At 68.5% G+C, this 8,569-nt stretch carries 7 protein-coding genes; 4 read left to right on the plus strand and 3 right to left on the minus strand.

Going from position 1 to position 8,569, the window contains the following annotated elements; genetic code table 11:
• Positions 1-13: 13 nt before the first annotated feature.
• The gene (locus NR810_RS38525) at positions 14-817 is read right to left on the minus strand and encodes a ParA family protein (RefSeq protein ID WP_257459918.1); all 804 of its coding nucleotides are present in this window, start codon (positions 815-817) and stop codon (positions 14-16) included.
• A gap of 9 nt (positions 818-826) precedes the next feature.
• On the minus strand, positions 827-1,126 hold the full coding sequence (locus NR810_RS38530) for a hypothetical protein (RefSeq protein WP_257459919.1): 300 nt from the start codon (positions 1,124-1,126) through the stop codon (positions 827-829).
• A 161-nt stretch (positions 1,127-1,287) separates the two neighbouring features.
• On the opposite strand from NR810_RS38530, the gene NR810_RS38535 reads away from it, so the two are divergent.
• The 3 genes from NR810_RS38535 (at position 1,288) to NR810_RS38545 (ending at position 6,532) form a co-directional block, all read left to right on the plus strand.
• Positions 1,288-2,208: an ArsA family ATPase gene (locus NR810_RS38535; protein ID WP_257459946.1), complete on the plus strand. Its 921-nt coding sequence runs from the start codon at positions 1,288-1,290 to the stop codon at positions 2,206-2,208.
• A complete protein-coding gene (locus tag NR810_RS38540; RefSeq protein WP_257459920.1) occupies positions 2,205-3,353 on the plus strand; it encodes an ArsA family ATPase in 1,149 nt (382 codons plus the stop codon). The genes NR810_RS38535 and NR810_RS38540 overlap by 4 nt, the downstream gene beginning before the upstream one ends.
• 140 nt (positions 3,354-3,493) lie before the next feature.
• Entirely contained in the window at positions 3,494-6,532 is a 3,039-nt protein-coding gene (locus NR810_RS38545) for an ELWxxDGT repeat protein (protein ID WP_257459922.1), read from the plus strand.
• A 6-nt stretch (positions 6,533-6,538) separates the two neighbouring features.
• On the opposite strand, the gene NR810_RS38550 is transcribed toward NR810_RS38545, so the two are convergent.
• Positions 6,539-7,030, minus strand: a complete 492-nt coding sequence (locus NR810_RS38550) for an endonuclease V (RefSeq protein ID WP_257459924.1) — start codon at positions 7,028-7,030, stop codon at positions 6,539-6,541.
• 193 nt (positions 7,031-7,223) lie between these two features.
• Here NR810_RS38550 and NR810_RS38555 point away from each other — a divergent pair, with 193 nt between their 5' ends.
• Positions 7,224-8,348 (plus strand): tetratricopeptide repeat protein, encoded by a 1,125-nt coding sequence (locus NR810_RS38555; protein WP_257459925.1) that lies wholly within the window; start codon positions 7,224-7,226, stop codon positions 8,346-8,348.
• The last annotated feature ends 221 nt before the right edge of the window (positions 8,349-8,569 follow it).

Genomic DNA, 8,569 nt, shown 5'->3' on the forward strand with positions numbered 1-8,569 from the left:
CGGGCCCCCCACCCTACGCCACGCGCTTCTTGCCGCGCTTCGCCTTGGCGGGCGCGCCGTCGTAGATCTCCGACGCGATGGCGCCGAGCATCCGCGCGCCGGTGCTGCTCGGGGCATACTCCCAGATGGTCTTCCCGTGACTCTGGGCCTCGTCCACCTTGACGTTGTAGCCCAGGGGTGTGGCCGCCAACGTGTCGGGGAAGTAGGCCTTGAGACGCTCGAGGATGGCGGTGGCCAGCGAGGTGCGCCGGTAGAGCGTGGGCACCACCTTGGTGATGCGCAGCTCGGGGCGGCCCTCGGTCTCGGCGACCTGGCGGACGGTGTCGGCCACCTCGGCGCATCCATCGAGCGCGAAGTACGTCAGCGCCACCGGCACCACCACCTCCGTGGCGGCCACGAGGATGTTGCGCGTGGTGATGCCCATGGACGGCGGCGCATCGAAGACGATGACGTCGTAGCCGGCGGACTCGGCCGGGGCGAGCCGCTCCGCGAGCCGGTGCGCGCGGCGCTCGTCATTGGCCACGGCCAGCGGGAAGTCCGCCATCTCCTTGTACGAGGGCAGCACGGACAGACCCTCGAGGGCCGAGGGCTGAATCACGTCCTCCAGGCGCACGCCCGGATCGGTGAGCAGGTGGAAGACGTTGCGCGGCAGCGTGCGCACGTCCAGCCCCAGCGACTTGCCCGCGTGCCCCTGCGTGTCCAGATCCACCAGCAGGACCTTGAGCCCGCGAACCCTGGCGAGCCACGCGGCGGTGTTGACCGCCAGCGTCGTCTTGCAGGTCCCACCCTTCTCGTTGATGAAGGCGATGCGCCGCATGGGTTGCCTCTACTTCTTCCGGGCCGACACCAGCGTGTCCACCTTGGACTCCACGGAGGACAAGAGCCGCTCCAGGTCATCCACCTTGTTGCGCAGCTGCTCCAGGTCCGCGGTGGACGGCAGGTTCATCGCCGACAGCGCCGAGCGCAGCGCGCTGTCCAGTGTCCCCTTGGCGGCCAGCGAGCGCGACACCAGCGTCTGCACCATGGCCACGAACTTCTCGTTGGACATCAGCTGCTGCGCCAGCTTGCCGACGCGCTCCTCACCCGTCTCGACGAGCTTCTTCACCACGGGGTTGTTCTTGAGCATGGGGGTATCCATCCAGCCGCGTGAATTCATGGGGGTACGGAAAGTCCTGGAAGAAACGCGCGAACTCTGGAAGGACACGACGCGACGTGTCAAGAGATGGCATTCAAGTGACAGAGCGCGTTGACAGGGGGGAGGGGCATCCCTACGGTTCGCCGCTCTCGATGGTCGGCCTGCTCGACAAGAGGTTGTGGATCGTCTCCGGAAAGGGCGGCGTGGGCAAAAGCACCATCGCCGCGGCGCTGGCGTTGCGCTCGGCGCGCGCCGGCAGGCGCACCCTGGTGTGTGAGATCAACACCCAGGAGCGCGTCAGCCGCCTGCTCGGGCATCAGCCCGTGGGCCCCCAGGTGACGAAATTGGAGGACAACCTGTGGGCGGTCGATGTCCGGCCCCAGGAGGCCATGCGCGAGTACGCGCTCATGGTCCTGCGCTTCGAGACCCTCTACAAGACGGTCTTCGAGAACAAGGTGGTGCGCTACTTCCTGCGCTTCATCCCCTCGCTGCAGGAGCTGGTGCTGCTGGGGAAGATCCTCTTCCACGCGCAGGAGAAGCGGCCGGATGGCCAGCCGCTGTGGGACAGCATCGTCATGGACGCGCCGGCCACGGGCCACGCCATCACCTTCCTCAGGGTGCCGCAGGTGCTGTTGCAGACGTTGCCGCCCGGGCCGATGACGCGCGAGGCGATGAAGATGCGGGACATCCTGGAGGACCCGGCGACGACGGCGGCGGTGCTGGTGTCGCTGCCCGAGGAGATGCCGGTGAACGAGACGTTGGAGCTGCACGCGGCGCTGCGCGACCAGGTGCGGGTGCGCACCCACGCGGCGGTGCTCAACGCGGCCTTCCCCGAGCGCTTCACCGAGGACGACCTGGAGGCGCTGGTGGACCACCCGGAGCTGCTGCGGGTGGCTCGGGCGCACCATGACCGGGCGGCGCAGACGGTGCTGGCGGAGGTGAAGCTGGAGCGCAACCTGCACGTGCCGGTGTACCAGGTGCCGCGCATCTTCACGCCGGGCTTCGGGCGCGAGGCCATCGAGCAGGTGATGGGCCACCTGGAGCCGCTGGTGACGGGGAAGGCGGGGACATGAACGCGCTCTCCGAGGCGTTGGCGAAGAAGCGCGTGCTGGTGTGCGTGGGCTCGGGTGGCGTGGGCAAGACGACCATCTCCGCGACGCTGGCGCTGCGCTCGGCGGTGGACGGGCGCAGCAGCCTGGTGTGCACCATCGACCCGGCCAAGCGGCTGGCCAACTCGCTGGGCCTGCACGCGCTGGGCAACGTGGAGGCCGAGGTGCCGCCGTCCGCGCTGGAGCCGCTCGGGGTGAAGCCCCGGGGGCGCCTGCACGCGATGATGCTGGACATGAAGCAGACGTGGGACGACCTCATCCTCAAGTACGCCCCACCGGACAAGCGCGAGAAGATCCTCTCCAACCGCTTCTACCAGTCGCTCTCCAGCGCCCTCGCGGGCAGCCAGGAGTACATCGCGATGGAGAAGCTGTGGGAGCTGCGCACGAAGCGGAACTACGAGCTCATCGTGCTCGACACGCCGCCCACGGCGCACGCGCTGGACTTCCTCGAGGCACCCAACCGGGTGCTGGACTTCCTCGACAACGAGGCGGCCAAGTGGCTGCTCACGCCGGCGCTCGCGGCGGGGAAGATTGGCCTGTCGCTCTTCAGCCTGGGCAGCAGCTACGTGGCGAAGACGATCTCCAAGTTCACGGGCACGGAGACGCTGCAGGAGCTGGCGGGCTTCATGATGGCCATCGCCCCGATGAACGAGAGCTTCCGGGAGCGTGCGCGCGGGGTGCGCGAGCTGCTGGAGGCGGAGTCCACGGGCTTCGTGCTGGTGACGAGCCCCGGACGCGAGCGCCTGGACGAGGTGACGCACTTCCACCGGCTGCTGAAGCAGAACCGGATGGAGGTGGTGGCGGTGGTGGTGAACCGGGTGCACCCGATGCCGGCGCAGGCGCTGTGGGAGGAGGCGAAGGGCCTGATTCCCGCCCGGCGCGCGAAGGTGGAGGAGACGCTGCGGGAGCTGACGGTGCTGGCGGAGCAGGACGCCCGGGGCATCGCGGAAATTCAAGCGGCGTGCGACGGCACCCCGCTCATCCAGGTGCCGCGCTTCGAGCTGGACGTGCACGACATCGGGGCCCTGTGGCGCACGGCGCGCTACCTCATCGGGGACGAAGCGCTCCCCTCCCCCGCCGCGCTCCCCGCGGCAGAGGCCCGGCGGTGAGGCTCCGCCGTTTCAAATTGTTTCGAGGCTTGAGCGGGAACTCCTGACCCGACAGAGTAGAGGCACCTCCGAGGGCCCTCACGGGTCCGGAGGTCTCGCGCCGTGGGTGGGCCGGCCGGCGCGAGGGGGGAGTTCGAAACATGCAACAGAGAGGATTCCGGGGGCCGGTGGCCCTCGTGCTGGCGCTCCTGCCGGGGCTGCTGGCCGGGTGTGGTCCATCCGCCGTCGATGACGTGAACGCACCCGCGCTCCGCGAGGACGGCCGGGCGCTGTCCACTGGCGAGCCGTACCTGGTGCGCGACATCAATCCCCTGGGGCAGGGCTCACGGCCCGAGGCGGTGGTGGTCGTCAACGGCACGCTCTTCTTCATTCGCGAGAGCGGCCCCAGCGCGGGCCTGTGGAAGAGCGATGGGACGGAAACGGGCACGGTGCTCGTACGGAGCGCCAACGACTTCGGAAGCGCCAGGTTCCTCACGGACGTGGGCGGGACGCTGTTCTTCTACGACGGCCTCAATCACGCCTTGTGGAAGAGCGATGGAACGCAGGCGGGCACGATCAGCATCCGGGACGACATGCCCCAGGTGGTGGCGACGGCGGTGGTGAACGGCCGGCTCTTCCTGCTCACCAACACCTCGCTCTGGGTGAGCGATGGCACCGCGGCCGGGACGGTCCCCCTCCAGAGCGACGCGTTCACCTCCGCTCGTGGGCTGGTGGCCATGAATGGCACGCTCTTCTTCTCCGCCACCACGAGCGCGGGCGTCCACCTCTGGAAGAGCGACGGCACGGCCTCCGGTACGGCGCCGCTGAAGCACGTATCGGCCTCGGAGCTCACCACCCTCCAGCTGGTGCCCGTCAACGGCACGCTCTTCTTCCTGGTCAACGAATTCAACGCCATCGATGACTCGTTGTGGAGGAGCGACGGCACCGGGGAGGGAACCTTCCCGCTCAAGGAGGATGTCGACAGCTTCGCGTCCCTGGTGGCCTCGAACGGGCGGCTCTTCTTCTCGAGCGAGGAAGAGCTGTGGGCGAGTGATGGGACGAAGGACGGGACGGTGCACGTCGCGAGCCTCGACTACCCCCTCTCCTCCTTGATGGCGACACCGGGAGGAGTCGTCTTCTCCACCTGGCGGAGCGACCAGGGGAGCGAGCTGTGGAAGAGCGACGGCACGGAGGGCGGCACGGGGCTCGTCATGGACCCCTGTCCTGAAACCAGCTTCGGCACCCCGTACGAGCTGGCGAGCACACGAAACGCGGCGTTCTTCCTCATCAGCTGCAACCCCGGTAGCACCGACTACGCGCTGTGGAAGAGCGACGGCACGGAGAGTGGCACGGGGCTCGTGAAGGACGGCCCCCTGCGGATCTCCGACGGCAACTCGTCCATCCAAGAGACCCTCGCGGTGGACGTGAATGGGACGCTCTTCTTCTGGGCCGATGACGGCGTCCACGGCCTCGAGCCTTGGAAGAGTGACGGCACGACCGCGGGCACCGTGCTCATCCGGGACACCGTGCCGGCCCGCGCGGGCTCGGATCCCGAGCACCTGGTGGCCGTCGGAAACACGGTCTTCTTCAGCGCCAACGATGGGTCCAACAGCAGGAGGCTGTGGAAGAGCGATGGCTCGGCCGCTGGCACGACGCGCCTCAACGCCTACAGCACAGACGACCTGACCGCCGTGAACGGGAAGCTCTTCTTCACCCAGGGCCAGACCCTTGTCACGAGCGACGGGACGAATGCGGGCACGGTGCAGCTCCGCACCTTCTCCAGCCCCACGGGCGCCCCCTCCATCCTCTCCGCGCTGGTGGACTTCGGCGGAACGCTCTTCTTCACCGTCTGGGACAACACCCACGCCGAGCTGTGGAAGAGCGATGGCTCGGCCGCGGGCACGGTGCGCGTGAAGGAGCTCTTCACCGGTTTCTCGGGGAAGATCAACCACCCGGTGGTCATGAACGGGACCCTCTTCTTCATCGTCGGCGACTTCTCGGAGCGTCTGGAGCTGTGGAAGAGCGACGGCACTGCGGCCGGAACGGCACGGGTGAAGCTCCTGTTGCAGAAGGACGCGAGCATCAACGCGGCCGGGGTGCGGAGCATGGCGGCGGTGAGCGGGAAGCTCTTCCTCCTCCTGCAACCACTCTCCTCCAAAAATCTCCCGCTCCAGCTGTGGCGGAGCGATGGGACGGAGGCCGGGACCCAGCCCTTCCCGGAGCTCTTCTCCAAGACGAAGAGCCCGGAGGCGCTCGTGGGGGTCGACGGTACGCTCTTCCTGGTGTCCGGCCGAGGCTTCGAGCTGTGGAAGAGCGACGGCACGGTGGAGGGCACGAGCCTCGTCCGGCAGCTCCTCCCCGTCTCGGGGAACGACTATCCGACCCTCGGGTCCATGGGAAACGTGAGGGGACGGCTGTACCTGACCCTCTACGCCCCCGCGCGCGCCCGGTGGGAGTTGTGGCGGAGTGATGGAACGGTGGAGGGAACGGGCCTGGTACAACCGCTCGAGCTCGGTGAGATGAACCATCCCAACGCCTACTCCCTGGCCACCTTCGTGGAGGCAGGCAAGCGGCTCTTCTTCGTCAACGACGGAGGAGAGGGCCGGGAGCCCTGGGCACTGCCACTGGCGCCCGTCGAGTGTCCGATCGGCCTGCCCGCGGTGGAGGCCACGAGCCCGGAGGGCGCCCGCGTGGACTTCCCCGCCTTCCAGCGGGCCGGAGACGTCTCTGCCTCGCTGCCGGTCAGCACCAGCATCGCCTCGGGGAGCCTGTTCCCGATGGGCACGACCCAGGTGACGCTCACCGCGTCCGACCCGGCCTACCCCGCTTCCACGTGCACCTTCTCCATCACCGTCCAGGACACCACCGCGCCTGACCTGCGGTGCCCGGAGACGGTAAGGGTGGAGGCCCCGGGTGAGGCGAAGGTCGACTACCCGCCCGCCACGGCCACGGACGCGGTGTCCTCGCCGGTGCTGGAGTACAGCATCGCGTCCGGGAGCACCTTCCCCAACGGTTCCACCTCCGTGGAGGTCAAGGCGACAGACGCGGCTGGCAACAAGCGCAGCTGTTCCTTCAACGTCGTCGTCCAACCCGAGCCCCAGGGTTGCGGCTGCGGAGCGACCTCTCCCTCGGCGGCGCTGGGGTGGCTGCTGGCGCTCATTCCGCTGGTGGCGCGCCGCCGGCTGCTCGCGTCCCGCTGAACGCGGTCAGGAGTCGCGGCACAGCCGGTCCACCCGGCCCAGCAGCGTGGGGATGCGCGAGGCCCCGTGCATCCTCTGGACGTGCCCGGCGGCGGTGCTGGCCTCCATCCCCGCCGCCGTGACGAACAGGGGGCGCCGGCTCTCCCCCCGCAGCACGGGCACCGCCACATGGGCGTGGAACGCCGTCTTCGCCACGCCGATGATGGGGAGGCGCCGCCCGAGCGCCTCGTACAGGTGCGCGCCGAGCCCAGGCCGCTCCTCGCCGAGCCACACGTACCCATCGATGACCACGGCCTCGAGCGGCTCCGGCACGGCGGCGAGCACCTTCAACAGGTGGGGCAGCTCCCGGCGGTAGAACTGCCCGGGCTCATAGGGCTCGGCGGGAGGGCCTCGCTCCACCAGGTGAGAGGCCTCGGTGGCATCCCCCCAGTCCCGGAAGAGCACACAGGCGGCCACGGTGACCTCGGGTCGGTAATCCACGTCCAGACAGGCCAACATCGTTGCTCCTCCGAGTGTCCACCGTTCCGCCCGCCCACTCGCTGGACGACGTGCCATACGGGCAGGAAAGCCAGGTGGAGGTTAAGCTGGGACCCGTTTTGGGAACTCCGGGGCGGCAGTTGCTGTCCTGGAGGCAGGAAACGCGGACGGCCCCAGAGGGGCCCCCTGACGAGACTCGGAGCGGAGGACATACATGTCAGCCACCTGGCGCAAGTGGGTGTTGGTGGGAGTCGTGGGCCTGGTGGGATGTAGGACGACGGGCACGGCGGTGCGAGACGCGGAGACGCCCAGGCATCAGGTGCAGTTCGAGCCGGTGACGGTGACAGGGGACCTGGAGCTGGCGTCGCTCAATGACGAGGAGCTGTTCGCGGGAGGCACGTCGGCGTTCGCGGCGAACGACTTCGCCAAGGCGGCGCGCTACTTCGGGAGGCTGGCGGACTTCTTCCCGGACAGCCAGCACCGGAGGGCGGCGCTCTACAACGCGGGCCTGGCGCACGAGCGGCTGGAGCAGTGGGAGGACGCGAACCTGCGCTTCTCGGAGCTGGCGGACGCGGAGAAGGGCACGGGAGACGCACTGGACGCGGCCTTCCGCCTGGCGGAGACGCACTACCACCTGGAGCGCTTCGCGGACGCGGCGAAGGTGCTGTCGACGATCGCGGCGCGCGATGACCTGCCGGTGGGCAAGCGCCTGGAGGCGCAAGTGCAGCAGGGCGTGTGCGAGCTGGAGTCCGGACAGTCGGAGAAGGCGGAGACCACGCTGCGCAAGGCGCTGGGGACGTACGAGGGGCTGTCGGACAAGGACGAGGTGGAGGACTACTTCCCGGCGCAGGCGCACTTCTTCATCGGGGAGATCTACCGGCTGCACTACGAGACGGTGAAGTTGGATCCGGCCAAGGGGAGCGACGCGCTGGCGAACGACCTGAACTACAAGGCCGAGCTGCTGCTGTCAGCACAGGGGCACTACCTGCGATCGATCCGGGTGGGCAACGGCCACTGGGCGACGGCGGCGGGCTCGCAGATCGGGACGATGTACGAGAACCTGTACGAGCACCTGGTGAACTCGCCGGCGCCGGCGGAGCTGGACGCGGAGGAGGCGCAGGTGTACCGCGAGGAGCTGCGCAAGAAGGTGCGGGTGCTGCTGACCAAGTCCATCAACATCTACGAGCGGACGCTGGAGGCGGCGGAGCGGATCGGCTCGCAGAACGCGTTCGTGGACAAGACGCGCAAGAGCCTGGAGAAGATGAAGGCGCTGCTGCTGGCGGACACGGACTCGACGCCGGACGCATCCGAGCCGGCCCAGACCGATCCACACTCCTGAACGACCCCAAACACCCCTCTCCCGCCGGGAGAGGGACGGGGTGAGGGTATCGAGCCCCTCGAGTTGAACCCGTGCAAGCTCCCTCTCCCTCTGGGAGCTGAGCATTAGCCACATTTGGCCAACCGGGGGAATGGTGCGCCGCATTCCATGACTTATAGAGTCATGAGGAAGGAGATGACGGCAGCAGTAGCTTCGCTGTGGGCGCATGAGGAGTTTGGGCA

It is taken from the genome of Archangium lipolyticum, from assembly GCF_024623785.1.
In the GTDB taxonomy this organism is placed as follows: Bacteria; Myxococcota; Myxococcia; order Myxococcales; family Myxococcaceae; genus Archangium; species Archangium lipolyticum.